Origin of the sequence: Streptomyces kanamyceticus, from assembly GCF_008704495.1 — a bacterium.
In the GTDB taxonomy this organism is placed as follows: domain Bacteria; phylum Actinomycetota; class Actinomycetes; order Streptomycetales; family Streptomycetaceae; genus Streptomyces; species Streptomyces kanamyceticus.
This window is the reverse complement of record NZ_CP023699.1, coordinates 3,547,937-3,564,146: the sequence shown is the minus strand read 5'-3', so window position 1 is coordinate 3,564,146 and position 16,210 is coordinate 3,547,937. Positions and strand designations below refer to the sequence as shown.

Sequence of the window (16,210 nt, the reverse complement as noted above, 5' to 3'; positions counted from 1 at the left end):
CCGTGGTACGGTTTGAACACAACGGCGCGGGGTGGAGCAGCTCGGTAGCTCGCTGGGCTCATAACCCAGAGGTCGCAGGTTCAAATCCTGTCCCCGCTACTGCAAGGTGAAGGCCCGGATCCTTACGGATCCGGGCCTTCGTCGTGTGTCGTGGTGCCGGTCGTGTGCGGGTGTCCTATGCCAAGAAATGCGAACGGTGCTCTGTCGGGGGAGAGTTGGGGGATCTGTGTTTCACTTATCTCTCTGTGGGCATGTCGACAAAACGCTGAAGTGACCTCACTGGCTGCGGTATACCAGGTGTACCCAGGTTGCAGGTGGTGCGACGATGGACGTTATGGGGGACAAGGCAACTCTGTTGGAGACGGGGCGGTTTGCGCAGCCGGCCGACCGGGAGGATCCCGGGGCGGCGGCCGAAGAAATGCGTCATCGGCTGGCCGCCGAGGCCGGGGACGTCGACGCGATGAGTGTGCTCGGAAGCCTGCTGCTGCGCCGCGGTGACCTCGACGGGGCCGAATCGATGCTGCGCGCGGCGACCGCCGAGGGCGACCGCGCCGCGGCGAACAATCTCGGGGTCCTTCTCCACCAGCGCGGATACGCCGAAGAGGCGGCCGGCTGGTGGCGGGTCGCCGCGGTCGCGGGGTCCGCTGCGGCGGCGCACGCGCTCGGGCGGCACCACCGCGAGCGCGGCGACGAGCCCGCCGCCGAGTACTGGCTGCGGCAGTCCGCCGAGCAGGGCCACACCCTGGGGGCGTACGCGCTCGCCGATCTCCTGGAGCACCGCGGTGACGTCGGGGCCGAGCGCTGGATGCGGACCGCCGCCGAGCGGGGGCACCGTGAGGCCGCCTACCGGCTCGCGCGCGCGCTGGACCGGCGTGCCGACGCGGAAGGCGCCGAGCGCGGCGAGCGGGGCGCCGAGCGCGGCGGGCGGTCCGGACAGGCGAGGCAGGCAGGGCGGGCCGGACAGGCGGGCCGGGCCGGGGACGGCGCGCCGTCGCCCGCCGACGAGGCCGAGCAGTGGTACCGCCAGGCGGCCGCGCGCGGCCACCGACGGGCCGCACTGCACCTCGGCGCGATCCTGGAGCAGCGCGGCGACCTCAAGGAGGCCGGGCGCTGGTACCTGAACTCCGCCAAGGACGGGGAGTCCAGGGCGGCCTGCGCGCTCGGCTTCCTGCTGCGGGACGCGGGCGACGAGGAGAGCGCCGCCGTGTGGTGGCTCAAGGCCGCGCAGGACGGCGACGGGAACGCGGCGAACGCGCTCGGCGCGCTCCACGCGGAGCGGGGCGAGACCCAGACCGCCGAGCGGTGGTACCGCGCGGCGATGGACGCGGGCGACGTGAACGGCGCGTACAACCTCGGCCTGCTCTGCGCCGAGCAGGGGCGCACCGCGCAGGCCGACCAGTGGTACCGCCGAGCCGCGTACGCCGGGCACCGCGAGGCCGCCAACGCGCTCGCCGTGCTGCTGCTGCAGCACGGCGACGCCGCCGGGGCCGAGCCGTGGTTCTCCAAGGCGGCCGAGGCGGGCAGCGTCGACGCCGCGTTCAACCTCGGGATCCTCTACGCGAGCAGGGACGACGAGGCGGCCGCCCTGCGCTGGTACGAGCGCGCGGCGGCGGCCGGGCACACCGACGCCGCGCTCCAGGTGGGCACGGCGCGGCTGCGCGAGGGCGACGAGCAGGACGCCGAGCGGCATCTGCGGTGCGCGGCGGGCGGCGGCAGCGCGGAGGCGGCGTACCGGCTCGGCACCGTGCTCGACGCGCGGAGCCCGTCCGTCGGGCCGCCGGTCCTCGGCGAGCCCGCGGCGGAGAAGACCGAGTGCGAGGAGTGGTACGAGCGGGCCGCCGAGCTGGGGCACCGGCGCGCCCAGGTCCGGGTCGGGATGCTGGCCGCGGGGCGTGGCGATGTCGTCGAGGCCGCGCGGTGGTACCGGCTCGCGGCGGAGGCCGGGAGCCGGAACGGCGCGTTCAACCTCGGGCTGCTGCTCGCCAGGGAGGGCAGCGAGCCGGAGGCCGCGCTCTGGTGGACGCGGGCCGCGGACGCGGGGCACGGACGGGCGGCGCTCAGGCTCGCCCTCCTGTACGCCCGGCGCGGGCAGCTGGCGCAGGGACAGCGGTGGGCCTCGCGCGCCGTCGAGCTCGGGCCCGCGGAGGTCGCGGAGCGGGCCGCCCGGCTCAAGGAGGCGCTCCACCAGGAGCTGACCGCGTGACGCGCGGACGGTGACTCGGGGGCGGCGACTCGCGGGCGGGCGGGGCGAATGGGAACGGATTTGCGCTGGTCGGGGGCCTGACGTAGAGTTGGGTTTACCGACGCGGGGTGGAGCAGCTCGGTAGCTCGCTGGGCTCATAACCCAGAGGTCGCAGGTTCAAATCCTGTCCCCGCTACTGACGGTCGAGGGCCGGAAGCCAATTGGCTTCCGGCCCTCGATTCATTTCCGGCCCGCTATCTGTGGCCTGTCACGCGGGGCCTGTCACGTGGGGCTCGTCATTTGTGGCCCACCGCCTCCGCGTACAGCTTGCGGTTCACCACCTTCGTCTCGGGGATCTTGGCGCCCTCCGAGACGCCCGCCGCGCGGTACGCGTCCTGGAGGCGGTCCGTGGTGCCCGCGCGGATCTCCCAGTCCATGTGGAGCGACGGGGTCGACTTCAGGACCGCCTCGTCCGTCTTCAGGAGCTTCGCCAGCTCGCCGACGAAGGCGGGGTCCCGCTTGTAGTCGCCCGCGAAGTACGTGTTGACCGTCCTGATGTAGGCGCGCAGCAACGCGACGCCCGCGTCCGGGTCCTTGGTCAGCAGGTTCGGGCCGAAGAGCAGTCCGCCCAGGGGCTCGCCCCGGGGCTGGCCGCCCAGGAACGCGTACTGCTTGTCGCCGTCGACCTTGCGCCACACCGGGTCGAGCAGCCAGGCCGAGTCGGTGCCGCCGTTCTGCAGGGCCGTGAGGACGTCCGCGGAGCCGAGCTGCTGGAACTGAACCTCGTCGAGGCCGCCGCCGTGCTTCTTCAGGGTCTTGTCCATGGGGTACGCGATGACGGAGCCCTTGCCGATCAGCGTGCCGAGCTTGCGGCCCGCCATCGGCACGTGGGCCGCCGTCTCGTTCTTCCTCAGCTTCACCCACAGGCCGCTCTTGGAGGCGGCGGCGGGCGAGAAGTTCCCCGCGGTCCACTTGATGTCGAAGCCGCTGGTGATGCCGTTCATCACGGCGGCCTCGGGGGCCGCCCACTGGGCGTCGATGTCGCCCTTGGCGAGCAGGGGGAGGGCGTCGGGGGTGGGCAGGACCTTCAGGTGGACGTTGAGGCCCTCCTTCTTGAACTCGCCCTTGTCCACGGCCATTTGGAGCGGTGCCACGTACTCGGCGCTCAAGGTGCCGGTGGCGATCGTCAGGCTGCGCTCCTTGGGCAGGGGCCTGGGGGCGGGCGCCTTCGGGGAACAGCGGGCCGGTGCGCGGTCGGGGTCCAGGTCGGCGGGATCGGTCCAACTGCCCTTGCCGCAGCCGGACACCGAGGTGACCGTGCGGGGCTTGGCGGGGGTGGAGGGGGCCGCGTCGTCCTCCTTCGCGCAGCCCGTCGCGGCGAGCAGCGAGCCCGCCGTGAGCAGGGTCAGTGCGGTGGTGCGGGTGCGCATGGTGCCTCCGAGCATGCCGCGTACGGGAGTTGGGGTCATGACTGGCTCCGGCCCCGGTCGCGCGGGGCCCATGGAGTGAGCAACCGGCCCGCGATCCTGACCAGTTCGGAGAAGACGACGCCGAGCACGGCGACGCAGACGATGCCGACGAACATCACGTCGTTCTGGAAGAGCGCGCGCGAGTCGAAGATGAGATGGCCGAGGCCGTCCGCCGCCGCGATCTGCTCGGAGGCGACGATCACCAGGACCGCGACCCCGGCCGCGATCCGCGCGCCGACGAGGACGGCGGGGAGCGAGGCGGGCAGCAGGACGTGGCGGAACATCTGCCACGGTGACGCGCCGAAGACCTGGCCCGCGTCCCGGTGTCCCGACGGCACGGCGAGGACCGCCGCCATCGTGGAGATCCAGACGAAGAAGAAGACGGTGGCGGCGACCAGGGCGACCTGCGGGCCCTCGCCGAGGCCGAACATGTTCAGGAAGACGGGCAGCAGGGCCAGCTTCGGCACGACGTACAGCGCGTCGAGCGTGGGCTCCAGTGCCGCGCGTACGAGGGAGAGCGAGCCCATCAGGAGGCCGAGCGCGTACCCGGCGACGGTGCCGAGCGCGTACCCGGCGAGTACGCGCTTGAGTGTCGCCCAGACGTCCGGCCACAGCTCCCCGTCGGCCGCCCGGCCCCAGCCGTCCTCGATGATGGTCTGGGGCGCGGGGTAGACGCGGTCGTCGATCCAGCCCTGGACCGCGGCGAGTTGCCAGAGCAGGACCAGTGCCGCGGGGACGCCGACGGCGAGTGACAGTTCGAGCGCGCGGCGTCTGCGATGGGTGCGGGTGGGGTGCAGCTCGCGTGGTCCCGGCCTTCTGACCAGGACGTCCTCGCCGCGCTCCGCGGAGGCGGCTTTCCTGGTGGCCGTGCTCATGCCGCCGCCTCCGTGCCGACCTCGCCGCGCAACAGGTCCCACAACTCGCTCTTGAGCGCGGTGAATTCGGGGGTGGTGCGGATCTCGCCGGAGCGGGGGCGGGGGAACGGCGGGCGGCGCTCGGCGATGATGCGGCCGGGGCGGGCGGACATCACCAGGACGCGGTCGCCGAGGACGATCGCCTCTTCCAGGCTGTGGGTGATGAAGAGGGTGGTGGTGCGGGTGGTCTGGGTGAGGGCGAGGAGTTCGTCCTGGAGGATCGTGCGGAGCTGGGCGTCCAGGGCCGCGAAGGGCTCGTCCATCAGCAGGATCTCGGGCTCCACGGCCAGCGCCCGGGCGATCGCCACGCGCTGGCGCATGCCGCCGGAGAGGGCGGCGGGGTAGGCGTCGGCGAAGTCGGCGAGGCCCATGCGGGTGAGCCAGTCCGTGGCGCGGGTGTTCGCCTCGCGGCGGGGGACCTTCTGGATGTCCAGGCCGAAGCGGACGTTGGCCTGGACGGTCTTCCAGTCGTAGATGCCGTAGTCCTGGAAGATCATCGCGGCGGGTCGCTGCGCGGCTGTGCGGATCGTCAACTCGCCTCTGCTGGGGCGCAGTAGGCCTGCGGCTATGCGGAGGAGGGTGCTCTTTCCGCAGCCGGAGGGGCCGACTACGCAGGTGAACTCGCCGGGGGCGATCTTGAGGTCTACGGGGCCTAGGGCGTGCACGGCCTTGGTGCCTCGGCCGAAGGTTCTCGTTACTGCGTGGGCTTCTAGTTTGGGGTGCGGATCTCCCACGGGGGTCTCCTTGCGGAGGGCGGGCGGATGGTCTTGGCGTCGCCGAGAATATGACGGACCGTCAGATACTGGAAGAGGTCTGCCCTGGCTGAGATTCGTCGTTCTCTGCGGACCGTGGTCGGTTTGTGCCCACCCGTTCCGCCCTGCGGAACGCCTGCCCACAAACCGACGGCGGCCCCGGCACCTTTCGGTGCCGGGGCCGCCGCGAGCGTACGGAAAAGCGCTACCCCGCCGCGCAGTTCGGGCAGATGCCCTTGTAGGTGACCTCCACGCCCTCGACCGTGAAGCCGAAGCGTTCGGAGTCGGGGAGGCTGGTCAGGGGGTTGCCCGTGGGGTGGACGTCGCGGATCGCGCCGCAGCGGGCGCAGACCAGGTGCTGGTGGGGTTGGTGCGCGTTCGGGTCGTACCGCTTGGCGCGGCGGTCCGTCGAGACTTCGAGGACCTCGCCGAGGGTCACCAGCTCGCCCAGCGTGTTGTAGACGGTCGCCCGGGAGATCTCGGGCAGCTTGCCGACGGCGCGGGCGTGCACTTCGTCCGCCGTGAGATGGACGTGTTCCCCGTCGAGGACCTCGGCCACGACGCGTCGTTGGGCGGTCATGCGCCAGCCGCGTCCGCGCAGTCGTTCCAGTAGGTCACTCATGAGGGCCAGCCTAACAGGCAAGGGACCTAAGTCCCGAACGGGTGTGACTTTGGACGTTTACTTGACTTAGACAATGTCCATTGTAGGATCGGAACCGGCATACGCCAAGGGACAGGAAACGCAGGCAATGACGCAGGAGGCGCACGTGACGCAGGGACCGCTCACCACGGAGGCCGGAGCGCCGGTCGCCGACAACCAGAACAGCGAGACCGCGGGCGTCGGCGGGCCGATGCTGATCCAGGACCAGCTGCTCCTCGAGAAGCTCGCCCACTTCAACCGCGAGCGGATCCCGGAGCGCATCGTGCACGCGCGCGGTGCCGGTGCGTACGGCACCTTCACGCTCACCCGGGACGTCTCGCAGTGGACGCGCGCCAAGTTCCTCTCCGAGGTCGGCAAGGAGACCGAGACGTTCCTGCGGTTCTCCACCGTGGCGGGCAACCTCGGCGCGGCCGACGCGGTGCGTGACCCGCGCGGCTTCTCGCTGAAGTTCTACACCGAGGAGGGCAACTACGACCTCGTCGGCAACAACACCCCGGTCTTCTTCATCAGGGACGCCATCAAGTTCCCCGACTTCATCCACACGCAGAAGCGCGACCCGTACACGGGCTCGCAGGAAGCCGACAACGTGTGGGACTTCTGGGGCCTGAGCCCGGAGGCCACGCACCAGGTGACCTGGCTCTTCGGCGACCGTGGCATCCCCGCGTCGTACCGTCACATGGACGGCTTCGGCTCGCACACCTTCCAGTGGAGCAACGAGGCGGGCGAGGTCTTCTGGGTCAAGTACCACTTCAAGACCGACCAGGGCATCAAGAACCTCACCGCCGCCGACGCCGAGGTGCTCGCGGGCAAGGACCCCGACTCGCACCAGCGCGACCTGCGCGAGGCCATCGAGCGCGGTGACTTCCCGAGCTGGTCCGTGCAGGTGCAGATCATGCCCGCGGCCGACGCGGCGAAGTACCGCTTCAACCCGTTCGACCTCACCAAGGTGTGGCCGCACGCGGACTACCCGCCGATCGAGATCGGCAAGCTGGAGCTCAACCGCAACCCGGAGAACATCTTCGCCGAGGTGGAGCAGGCGATCTTCTCGCCCGCGCACTTCGTGCCGGGCATCGGCCCCTCGCCCGACAAGATGCTGCAGGGCCGCCTCTTCGCGTACGGCGACGCGCACCGCTACCGCGTCGGCATCAACGCCGACCACCTGCCGGTGAACCGCCCGCACGCCACCGAGGCGCGCACCCACTCCCGTGACGGCTTCCTGTACGACGGCCGCCACAAGGGCGCGAAGAACTACGAGCCCAACTCCTTCGGCGGCCCGTACCAGACGGACCGGCCGCTCTGGGCGACCACCGCGGTCTCCGGCGGCACCGGCAACCACGAGACGCCCTCGCATGCCGAGGACAACGACTTCGTGCAGGCGGGCGACCTCTACCGGCTGATGTCGGAGGACGAGAAGGCGCGGCTGATCGAGAACCTCGCGGGCAACATCGCGGGCGTCTCGCGCGACGACATCGCGCAGCGCGCCATCGACAACTTCCGTCAGGCGGACGGTGACTTCGGCAAGCGGCTGGACGCCGCGGTCCAGGCCCTGCGCGGCTGACCAGCACCACTTGTCGTAGAAGAGCGGCGGGCCGGTTCCCACGGGAGCCGGCCCGCCGCCGTGTTCAGCCCGTCAGGGTGGCGGTGCGCGCCGCCCGCCGGTCGGGCGCCCAGCAGCGGATGATGTCGCGTACGGAGACGATGCCGGTCGGTTCGTTGTGGTCCATGACGATCAGGTGCCGGAAGCCGCCGTGCGACATGGCGTCCGCGGCGTCCTCGAGCGTCCAGGCCGGGGTGGCGAAGACGATCTCTGTCGTGGTGTGCGTTCCCGCGGTCTCCAGGTCCGGGTTCTGGCCCGTGGCCAGCGAGTTGAGGATGTCCCGCTCGGTGAGAATGCCGAGGCCCCAGGTGTCGGGGTCCAGGACCACGGCGGCGCCGACCTTACGGGCCGACATCAGCCGGGCCGCCTGGCGGAGGGTGTGGGTGGGGCCGATGGTGAGGACCATCGAGCTCATGGCGTCGCGGACGAGCATGGGCGTGAGCCACCTCCTTGGTGAAACCGAGGCCCCCCTGTGGGCGAAGGATTGCCTCCGCTCCCTGCTGGAGAACGGATTCACAAGTTCACAAGTGGGGGGACTCTCAGAGTCGCAGCCTCGCAGGGGCCCAGCAAGGGGGCGCGCGGGGTCAGTTCAGGGCGTACGGGACGCGTCAGTAGCGCTGGTTCCGTAGCGCTGATTCAGTAGCGCTGGTTGAGATAGCCGAGCAGCTCGTCGTGGAGCAGCCCGTTCGACGCCGCCGCGTTGCCGCTGTGCGGTCCCGGCCTGCCGTCGAGGCCGGTGAAGTCGCCGCCCGCCTCGGTCACGACGATCGCGGTCGCCGCCATGTCCCACAGCGAGAGCTCCGGCTCGGCGCAGATGTCGACCGACCCCTCGGCCACCATCATGTACGGCCAGAAGTCGCCGTAGCCACGGGTGCGCCAGACCGCGCGCGTGAGGTCCATGAAGCCGTCCAGGCGGCCCTGCTCCTCCCAGCCCGAGAGGGAGGAGTACGCGAGGGAGGCGTCGGAGAGCCGCGAGACCTCGGAGACCCGCAGCCGGGTCGCCGAGGTGAGGCTGCGTCCCGTGTAGGCGCCGCCGCCCTTCGCCGCCCACCAGCGGCGGCCGAGCGCGGGCGCGGAGACGACGCCGACCACCGGCTGGAAGCCGCCCTCGCCCGCCTCCATCAGGGAGATGAGCGTGGCCCAGACCGGGACGCCGCGCACGTAGTTCTTGGTGCCGTCGATCGGGTCGATCACCCAGCGGCGCGGACCCGTGCCCTCGATGCCGTACTCCTCGCCGAGGATCGCGTCGCGCGGCCTCGCGCGCTGCAGCTGGGAGCGGATCAGCTCCTCGGCCGCCTTGTCGGCCTCGCTCACCGGCGTCATGTCCGGCTTGGTCTCGACCTTCAGGTCGAGGGCCTTGAACCGGTCCATGGTCTGGGCGTCGGCGGCGTCCGCGAGGACATGGGCGAGACGCAGATCATCGTGGTAGTCGGACATGAGTGAACAGTATCGATCTCGTACAGCACGAGCCACAGCGCCCGGGCGCGCGCCAGCGGCCACCTCGCGCCGGACCTCTTGACAGTGCCCCCCAGCGCGTCAACTCTGGCACCGGAGCCGCTGCGGCCCGGGGAGGCGACGATGCCTGCAGCACGGGAATCCTTACTCGACGCGGCCTACACCGCGCTCGCCAGGCGACCGTGGCCCGGCGTCCGCATGGTCGACGTCGCGGCCGTCGCCGGGGTGTCCCGGCAGACCCTCTACAACGAGTTCGGCAGCAAGGACGGGCTCGCCCGCGCCCTGCTGCGGCGCGAGACGGACGGCTATCTGCACGGCGTCGAGCGCGCGCTCGCCGAGGAGCGCGAGCCCGCGGAGCGGCTGGCCGCCGTGGCCGCGTGGACGGTGGGCGCCGCGCGCGGCAACGCGCTGGTGCGGGCCGCGCTCACCGGCTGCTGGGGCGAGCGCCTTCCCGCGCCGAGCAGGTCGAAGGGGTCCACGTCACCGGTGCCCGCGCAGCGCCGCGCGGACGCCGGGGTGCCCACGTCGGCGGAGCTGCTCGCGCTGGTGCGGGACCGCGCGGTGCTCGCGCTCGGCGGCAGGGGCCGCTCGGCACGGGACCCGGAGCTCGCCCTCGCCTGCGAGAGCGCGGTCCGGCTCGCCCTGTCGTACGTCGTGGCGCCCGCCGGAAGCGACGACGACCCCGCGGAGCTGGTCCGCGGGGCCATCGGGCGCTGGGTGAGCGCCAAGTGAGCGGGTCGCCCACGGAGCGGGAGCCGCTCAGTGCGCGGAGCCGGACAGCTGGAGCCCGATCACTCCGACGATCACGAAGGAGATCGAGACCAGCTTGAGCGTGGAGACCAGGTCGCCGAGGAAGATCATTCCGTAGATCGCGGTGCCCGCCGCGCCGATGCCCGTCCAGACCGCGTAGGCGGGCCCGACGTCCAGCTTCTTCAGGGCGAGCGTCAGCAGGCCGAAGCTGCTGAGCGCGAAACAGGCGAACGCGATCGTCGGCCAGAGCCGGGTGAAGCCGTGCGAGAGCTTCAGACAGACCGCGAAGCCGGTCTCAAGAATCCCCGCCACGATGACCAGCAGCCACGCCATGTGTCCCTGCCTCCCGTACCCGTAGACGATCCGCGACCGCTTCGTCTGGCTTGAATCCGGCTTGGTGCGATTATGCATTTACCTGTGCCGGGGAGGCGCAAACAACAGGCAGATCAGTCGCCGTCGCGTCGCTCCCGCGTGGCGAGCAGTCTGCGCAGTGAGTAGAGGCGTTGCGGGTCGGCGTGTCCGGCGGCCACCCAGGCGTCCAGAGCGCAGTCCTTCTCGTCGTGGCTGCAGCCGCGCGGGCAGTCCACCGTCCCCGGCTCCAGGTCGGGGAAGGCGAGGATGACCCGCGAGGGGTCCACGTGGTTGAGCCCGAACGACCGTACGCCCGGAGTGTCGATCACCCAGCCGCCCACGCCCGCGAGGGGGAGCGCCAGGGCGGACGTGGTGGTGTGCCTGCCGCGGCCGGTGACCGCGTTGACGTGCCCGGTGGTGCGCCGCCGCTCCGGCGGGACGAGCGCGTTGACCAGCGTCGTCTTGCCCACCCCGGAGTGCCCGACGAACGCGGTGACGCGCCCGTCGAGCAGCGCGTGGACCTGCGCGAGCTCGGCGCCGTCGGTGAACTCCTCGCGGCTGGTGACCACATAGGGGATGTCGAGCGTGGCGTACGTCTCCAGGATCTTGTCGGCGGGTGCCAGGTCCGACTTGGTCAGTACGAGGATCGGTTCGAGCCCGCCGTCGTACGCCGCCACGACACAGCGGTCGATCAGGCGCGGGCGCGGCTCGGGGTCGGCGAGCGCGGTGACGATGGCGAGCTGGTCGGCGTTGGCCACCACCACGCGCTCGTAGGGGTCGTCGTCGTCCGCCGTACGGCGCAGGACCGACGCGCGCTCCTCGATGCGCACGACCCGCGCGAGGGTGTCCTTCTTGCCGGACAGATCCCCGACGACCGCGACCCTGTCGCCCACCACGGCGGCCTTGCGGCCCAGCTCGCGGGCCTTCATGGCCAGCACGATCCGGTCGTCGACCAGGACCGTGAGGCGGCCGCGGTCGACGGTGAGGATCATCCCTTCGGACGCGTCCTCGTGCTTGGGCCTGATGTGGGTGCGGGGGCGGTTGCCCTTGCGGTTGGGGCGGACGCGGATGTCGTCCTCGTCGGGGTTCTTGCCGTAACGGCGCATGGTCGTCGATCCGCCCGTCAGTTCCCGAGCATTCCGGTCCAGAGGTCGGGGAAGTCCGGGAGGGTCTTGGCCGTCGTCGCGACGTTCTCGATCTCCACGCCCTCCACCGCGAGGCCGATGATCGCGCCCGCGGTCGCCATGCGGTGGTCGTCGTAGGTGTGGAAGATGCCGCCGTGCAGCCGCCGGGGGCGGATGTGCAGGCCGTCCGCGGTCTCGGTGACGTCGCCGCCGAGTTCGTTGATCTCCTTGGTGAGCGCGGCGAGGCGGTCCGTCTCGTGCAGGCGCAGATGGGCGACGCCGCGCAGCGTCGAGGGGGAGTCGGCGAGGGCCGCGACCGCCGCGATGCCCGGGGTGAGCTCGCCGACCTCGCTCAGGTCCACGTCGATGCCGTGCACGGAGCCGCTCCCGGTGAACACCAGGCCCTGCTCGGTCAGCTCGCAGGAGCCGCCCATCTCCGTGAAGATCCCGCGCAGCGCGTCACCGGGCTGCGTGGTGTGCGCGGGCCAGTCCGGGATCGTCACCGTGCCGCCGGTGACCAGGGCCGCGGCGAGGAACGGCTGGGCGTTCGACAGGTCGGGCTCGACGGTCAGATCGCGGCCGAGCAGGGCGCCGGGGGTGACCCGCCACACGTTCGGCTCGCCGCCCGACTCCGGGGTGTCCACCTGGGCGCCGATCGCGCGCAGCATGTCCACGGTCATCCGGATGTGCGGCATGGACGGCAGCGGGCCGCCCACGTGCCGCACCTCGACGCCCTGGTTGAAGCGCGGGCCCGAGAGCAGCAGGGCGCTGACGAACTGGGAGGAGGACGAGGCGTCGATCTCGACCCGGCCGCCCTCCAGGGCGCCGCCGCCGTGCACGGTCAGCGGCAGGGCGCCGGGGCTGCCGTGCGTGCTGTCGTCGATCCGGGCGCCGAGCACGCGAAGCGCGTCGATCACGCCGGTCAGCGGGCGCTCGTACGAGCGGGGGTCGCCGTCGAAGCGGATCGGGCCGTCGGCGAGGGCGGCGACCGGGGGCAGGAAGCGCATGACCGTACCCGCGTTGCCCACGTCGACCGTGGCGGGTCCTTGCAGGCCCGAGGGGATCACGCGCCAGGCCTCGCCGGAGCCGTCCGGGCCCACGCCCTCCTCGATGCCGACGCCCATGGCGCGCAGTGCGCCCGCCATCAGCAGGGTGTCGCGCGAGCGCAGCGGGCGGCGCAGCCAGCCCGGCTCGGCGGCGAGCGCGGCGAGGACGAGCGCGCGGTTGGTGACCGATTTCGAACCGGGGACGTGGACCGTCGCGGTGACGGCTCCGCTTGCGTGCGGGGCGGGCCAGAGGGCGGTGTGCGCCGGAGTTTCGGTCATGCCCTCACTTTAGTGGCTGGCCGCGAGCCCGCTCAGACGTCTCCTTAGTGGCTGGCCAGGAGCCCGCTCAGACGTCCAGCAGCCAGCGCCCGCCGCCCATCAGGGAACAGAGGGACACGGCGTGGAAGAGGAAGAGCCACATCCCCGCGGGCACGTGGGTCAGCCGGGACAGCTGGTCCGCGTCCGAGTCGCCCGCCCCGCCGTGCCTGCGCTTGGACTGCAGCTCGAAGGCGGGACGCACGCCGCCCAGGAGCAGGAACCACACCACCGCGTACGCGAAGGCCGCCTGCACGTCCGTGGGCGCGAGCCAGGAGACGACCAGGAAGGCGCCGCCCGCGACGACCACCGTCAGGGCGCCGTACGCGTTGCGGATCATCACCAGCATCGCGATGAGCAGCGCGGTGGCGATCCACAGGAACGCCGTGATCCGCCCCGACGAGAGCAGTGCCGCGCCGCCGAGGCCGAGCAGCGGCGGCGCGGTGTAGCCCGCGGCCGCGGTCAGGATCATGCCGATGCCGGTCGGTTTGCCCCGCGAGACGGTCAGGCCCGAGGTGTCGGAGTGCAGCCGGATGCCGTCCAGGCGGCGTCCGGTGAGCAGGGCGATCAGGCCGTGGCCGCCCTCGTGCGCGATGGTGATCGCGTTGCGGGCCACGCGCCAGACGCCGTGCGGGACGACGACGGCGAGCGCGACGACACCGGCCGCGATCACCAGCCACTGTTCGGGCGCGGCCTGGGTGCCGAAGAGCCGGTCCCAGAGGTCGGCCGGGCTGGCGTTGGCGGTGCTTTCCATTGCTTGGACTGCTCCCTCTGGTCGTACGCGGTCTGGCAGTCTGGCACGCATGTGCGGACGGTATGCATCCAGTCGTAGGCCCGAGGATCTCGCGGGGGTCTTCGAGATCGAGAAGTGGGAGCCCGAGGAGGCCCTGGCCCCCGATTTCAACGTGGCGCCCACCAAAGAGGTCTACGCGGTCCTCGACCGTCCTGTGAAAGACGCGGCGGACCCGCGTCCGGTTCGCCAGCTCCGCACCCTGAAGTGGGGTCTTGTGCCCTCCTGGGCCAAGACGCCCGAGGGCGGCGCCCGGATGATCAACGCCCGCGCGGAGACCGTCCACGAGAAGCCGTCCTACCGCCGCGCCTTCACCTCCCGGCGCTGCGTCCTGCCCGCCGACGGCTATTACGAGTGGGTGACCGCTCCCGACGAGCGGCAGCTGGAGGTCGAGGGCAAGAAGAAGCGGCCGCGCAAGCAGCCCTACTTCGTGACGCCCGCCGACGGCTCGGTCTTCGCCATGGCCGGGCTCTACGAGTTCTGGCGCGACAAGACCCTGCCCGACGAGCACCCCCTCGCCTGGTGGGTGACCTGCACGGTGATCACCACGGAGGCGGAGACCACGCCGCTCGCGGCCGCCCCCGACGACGGCCCGCGCTCGCTCGCCGACATCCACCCGCGGATGCCGCTGATGCTGACCCCGGACCGCTGGGACGCCTGGCTCGACCCCGCCCGCACGGACGCCGACGACCTGCGCACGCTCCTGGAGCCGCCGCCGCACGGTCTGCTGCGCGCCTATCCGGTGTCCACCGCCGTCAGCAACGTCCGCAACAACGGCCCGGAGCTCCTGACGGAGCTGGAGGGTCCCGAAGAAGGCACGCTCTTCTGACACCCTGCACACGTGACCAAGATCGAGACCGTTGAGACCGACGCCGGTGCGGCGAGGATCACCTGGCACCCGGCCGTCCCCGCGAAGAGCGCCCGCCTCGTGCTCGCCGTCAGCCACGGCGCGGGCGGCGGCATCGAGGCCCGTGACCTCCAGGCCCTCGCCGCCGTGCTGCCCGCGCACGGCGTGAGCGTCGCCCTCGTGGAGCAGCCCTGGCGGGTCGCGGGCAAGAAGGTGGCGCCCGCGCCGAAGACGCTGGACGTGGGGTGGCGCGGGATCTGGCCCGCGCTGGTGAGGAAGGGCCTCCCGGTGATCTCCGGCGGCCGCAGCGCGGGGGCCCGCGTCGCCTGCCGCACCGCGACCGAGCTCGGCGCGGCCGCCGTGCTCGCGCTCTCCTTCCCCCTGCATCCGCCGGGCAAGCCGGAGAAGTCCCGCGCCGACGAACTGCTCGGCTCCGGAGTGCCCACCCTCGTCGTACAGGGCGGCAACGATCCGTTCGGGAAGCCCGCGGAATTCCCCGACGGTACGTACGAGCTGGTGGAAGTTCCGTACGGCGATCACGGGTTCGCGGTGCCCAAGCGGGCGGAGATCTCGCAGGACGAGGCAGTGAACGGCATCACGGACGCCGTGGCCCGCTGGGCGGGAATGTTGGCCGGGTGACCTCTGTTGTGCAGAACAGACGGCAGACGCCGTCCGAAGCTGTTCGTACGAGAGGGAGTCCGCCGCATGGGTTCGACCATCTGCCCGAACCGCTCCACGTCGTCTGACCTGGAGTGGACGGTGCTGAGCGCGCCCAAAACCACACCTATTCGGGCGGCGCGCGGAGCGGATCGTCGTCTATCCTCCGATTCGAGTGGGGCTGCTTTCGGTCTCACCACGTCGTTGGAGGAGGTGGGTCCGGTCACTGGGACCGACGCAGGGGCCGAGCACGGCCAGGCGGAGCAGCCCCGAGAGGACTCGGCGAAGTCCGAGACGGCCGCGGAGCGCACGGCCCGCTTCGAGCGGGACGCGCTGACGTTCCTCGACCAGATGTACTCGGCGGCGCTGCGCATGACGCGCAATCCGGCGGACGCGGAGGACCTGGTGCAGGAGACCTACGCGAAGGCGTACGCGTCGTTCCACCAGTTCCGCGAGGGCACCAACCTCAAGGCGTGGCTCTACCGCATCCTCACGAACACCTTCATCAACTCGTACCGCAAGAAGCAGCGCGAGCCCCAGCGCAGCGCCGCCGAGGAGATCGAGGACTGGCAGCTGGCGCGTGCGGAGTCGCACATGTCCACCGGTCTGCGCTCCGCCGAGTCGCAGGCACTGGACCACCTGCCCGACTCGGACGTGAAGCAGGCGCTCCAGGCCATCCCCGAGGAATTCCGCATCGCCGTCTATCTGGCCGACGTAGAGGGCTTTGCCTACAAGGAGATCGCGGACATTATGGGGACACCCATCGGTACGGTGATGTCCCGACTGCACCGCGGCCGTCGCCAGCTGCGCGGCATGCTGGAGGACTACGCCCGTGACCGCGGGCTCGTCCCGGCGGGTGCCGGGGAGTCGAACGGAACGAAAGGCTCGGGCTCATGAGCTGCGGAGAGCCGCACGAAACTGACTGCACCGAAGTCCTGGACCATCTCTATGAGTTCCTGGACCACGAGATGCCGGACAGTGACTGCACCAAGTTCGAGACGCACTTCGAGGAGTGCTCTCCGTGCCTGGAGAAGTACGGCCTGGAGCAGGCGGTCAAGAAGCTGGTGAAGCGCTGCTGCGGCCAGGACGACGTTCCGGTCGACCTGCGGGCCAAGGTGATGGGGCGCATCGACCTCATCCGCTCCGGGCAGGCCGTGCCGGAGAACGACATCACGCAGGACGTGGCGGCGGGCGAAGCCTGAACCGCCGTGCCACCGGCGTGAGTTGACCGTACGAGGGCGGGCCGCGACATTGAATGTCGCGGCCCGCCCTCGTTCTCCCCGTTCTCCCCTTCGGTCAC

The 16,210-nt window shown here is 71.4% G+C and carries 17 protein-coding genes and 2 tRNA genes; 9 read left to right on the top strand and 10 right to left on the bottom strand.

The features are described 5' to 3' along the window. Positions 1-25: 25 nt before the first annotated feature. The 3 genes from CP970_RS14415 (at position 26) to CP970_RS14405 (ending at position 2,378) form a co-directional block, all read left to right on the top strand. Positions 26-99 (top strand) — tRNA-Met (locus CP970_RS14415). A gap of 226 nt (positions 100-325) precedes the next feature. Further along, positions 326-2,203 (top strand): tetratricopeptide repeat protein, encoded by a 1,878-nt coding sequence (locus tag CP970_RS14410; RefSeq protein ID WP_150493374.1) that lies wholly within the window; start codon positions 326-328, stop codon positions 2,201-2,203. 101 nt (positions 2,204-2,304) lie between these two features. Then, positions 2,305-2,378, top strand: a tRNA-Met gene (locus CP970_RS14405). 100 nt (positions 2,379-2,478) lie between these two features. Here the strand turns inward: CP970_RS14405 and CP970_RS14400 are convergent. The 4 genes from CP970_RS14400 to CP970_RS14385 form a co-directional block, all read right to left on the bottom strand. Next, positions 2,479-3,612: an ABC transporter substrate-binding protein gene (locus CP970_RS14400; RefSeq protein WP_150494784.1), complete on the bottom strand. Its 1,134-nt coding sequence runs from the start codon at positions 3,610-3,612 to the stop codon at positions 2,479-2,481. 35 nt (positions 3,613-3,647) lie between these two features. Next, complete coding sequence (locus CP970_RS14395; RefSeq protein WP_055557204.1) at positions 3,648-4,526, bottom strand: ABC transporter permease; 879 nt, start codon at positions 4,524-4,526, stop codon at positions 3,648-3,650. Further along, complete coding sequence (locus CP970_RS14390) at positions 4,523-5,299, bottom strand: ABC transporter ATP-binding protein (RefSeq protein ID WP_150493372.1); 777 nt, start codon at positions 5,297-5,299, stop codon at positions 4,523-4,525. Before CP970_RS14390 ends, CP970_RS14395 begins: the two co-directional genes overlap by 4 nt. Before the next feature lie 223 nt (positions 5,300-5,522). Then, positions 5,523-5,939, bottom strand: a complete 417-nt coding sequence (locus tag CP970_RS14385) for a Fur family transcriptional regulator (RefSeq protein ID WP_055551148.1) — start codon at positions 5,937-5,939, stop codon at positions 5,523-5,525. A gap of 127 nt (positions 5,940-6,066) precedes the next feature. Here CP970_RS14385 and CP970_RS14380 point away from each other — a divergent pair, with 127 nt between their 5' ends. After that, entirely contained in the window at positions 6,067-7,536 is a 1,470-nt protein-coding gene (locus tag CP970_RS14380) for a catalase (RefSeq protein ID WP_055551147.1), read from the top strand. Positions 7,537-7,600: 64 nt separating this feature from the next. Here the strand turns inward: CP970_RS14380 and CP970_RS14375 are convergent, their stop codons facing one another. Together CP970_RS14375 and hisN are read right to left on the bottom strand one after the other, a co-directional pair. Continuing rightward, on the bottom strand, positions 7,601-8,008 hold the full coding sequence (locus tag CP970_RS14375) for a CBS domain-containing protein (protein ID WP_055551145.1): 408 nt from the start codon (positions 8,006-8,008) through the stop codon (positions 7,601-7,603). A 203-nt stretch (positions 8,009-8,211) separates the two neighbouring features. After that, on the bottom strand, positions 8,212-9,012 hold the full coding sequence (gene hisN, locus CP970_RS14370) for a histidinol-phosphatase (RefSeq protein WP_055551143.1): 801 nt from the start codon (positions 9,010-9,012) through the stop codon (positions 8,212-8,214). Between the two features lie 141 nt (positions 9,013-9,153). Here hisN and CP970_RS14365 point away from each other — a divergent pair, with 141 nt between their 5' ends. Next, the gene (locus CP970_RS14365; RefSeq protein WP_055551141.1) at positions 9,154-9,762 is read left to right on the top strand and encodes a TetR/AcrR family transcriptional regulator; all 609 of its coding nucleotides are present in this window, start codon (positions 9,154-9,156) and stop codon (positions 9,760-9,762) included. A gap of 27 nt (positions 9,763-9,789) precedes the next feature. Here the strand turns inward: CP970_RS14365 and CP970_RS14360 are convergent, their stop codons facing one another. From CP970_RS14360 to CP970_RS14345, 4 genes are all read right to left on the bottom strand, one after another. Further along, positions 9,790-10,113: a DMT family transporter gene (locus CP970_RS14360; RefSeq protein ID WP_055551139.1), complete on the bottom strand. Its 324-nt coding sequence runs from the start codon at positions 10,111-10,113 to the stop codon at positions 9,790-9,792. 113 nt (positions 10,114-10,226) lie between these two features. Further along, entirely contained in the window at positions 10,227-11,237 is a 1,011-nt protein-coding gene (gene rsgA, locus CP970_RS14355; protein WP_055551136.1) for a ribosome small subunit-dependent GTPase A, read from the bottom strand. A 17-nt stretch (positions 11,238-11,254) separates the two neighbouring features. Further along, on the bottom strand, positions 11,255-12,580 hold the full coding sequence (gene aroA, locus CP970_RS14350; protein ID WP_055551133.1) for a 3-phosphoshikimate 1-carboxyvinyltransferase: 1,326 nt from the start codon (positions 12,578-12,580) through the stop codon (positions 11,255-11,257). A gap of 67 nt (positions 12,581-12,647) precedes the next feature. Beyond that, positions 12,648-13,370 (bottom strand): M50 family metallopeptidase, encoded by a 723-nt coding sequence (locus tag CP970_RS14345; protein WP_055551131.1) that lies wholly within the window; start codon positions 13,368-13,370, stop codon positions 12,648-12,650. Between the two features lie 49 nt (positions 13,371-13,419). Between CP970_RS14345 and CP970_RS14340 the strand changes: the two genes are divergently transcribed. The 4 genes from CP970_RS14340 to rsrA all read left to right on the top strand — a co-directional run bounded on the left by CP970_RS14340 (position 13,420) and on the right by rsrA (position 16,112). Next, positions 13,420-14,235 (top strand): SOS response-associated peptidase, encoded by an 816-nt coding sequence (locus CP970_RS14340; protein ID WP_055551129.1) that lies wholly within the window; start codon positions 13,420-13,422, stop codon positions 14,233-14,235. A 12-nt stretch (positions 14,236-14,247) separates the two neighbouring features. Continuing rightward, positions 14,248-14,892 (top strand): alpha/beta hydrolase family protein, encoded by a 645-nt coding sequence (locus tag CP970_RS14335; protein WP_191094914.1) that lies wholly within the window; start codon positions 14,248-14,250, stop codon positions 14,890-14,892. 231 nt (positions 14,893-15,123) lie between these two features. Further along, entirely contained in the window at positions 15,124-15,807 is a 684-nt protein-coding gene (locus tag CP970_RS14330; protein WP_055551127.1) for a sigma-70 family RNA polymerase sigma factor, read from the top strand. Further along, complete coding sequence (gene rsrA, locus CP970_RS14325) at positions 15,804-16,112, top strand: mycothiol system anti-sigma-R factor (protein ID WP_055551125.1); 309 nt, start codon at positions 15,804-15,806, stop codon at positions 16,110-16,112. Before CP970_RS14330 ends, rsrA begins: the two co-directional genes overlap by 4 nt. Positions 16,113-16,210 lie beyond the last annotated feature (98 nt).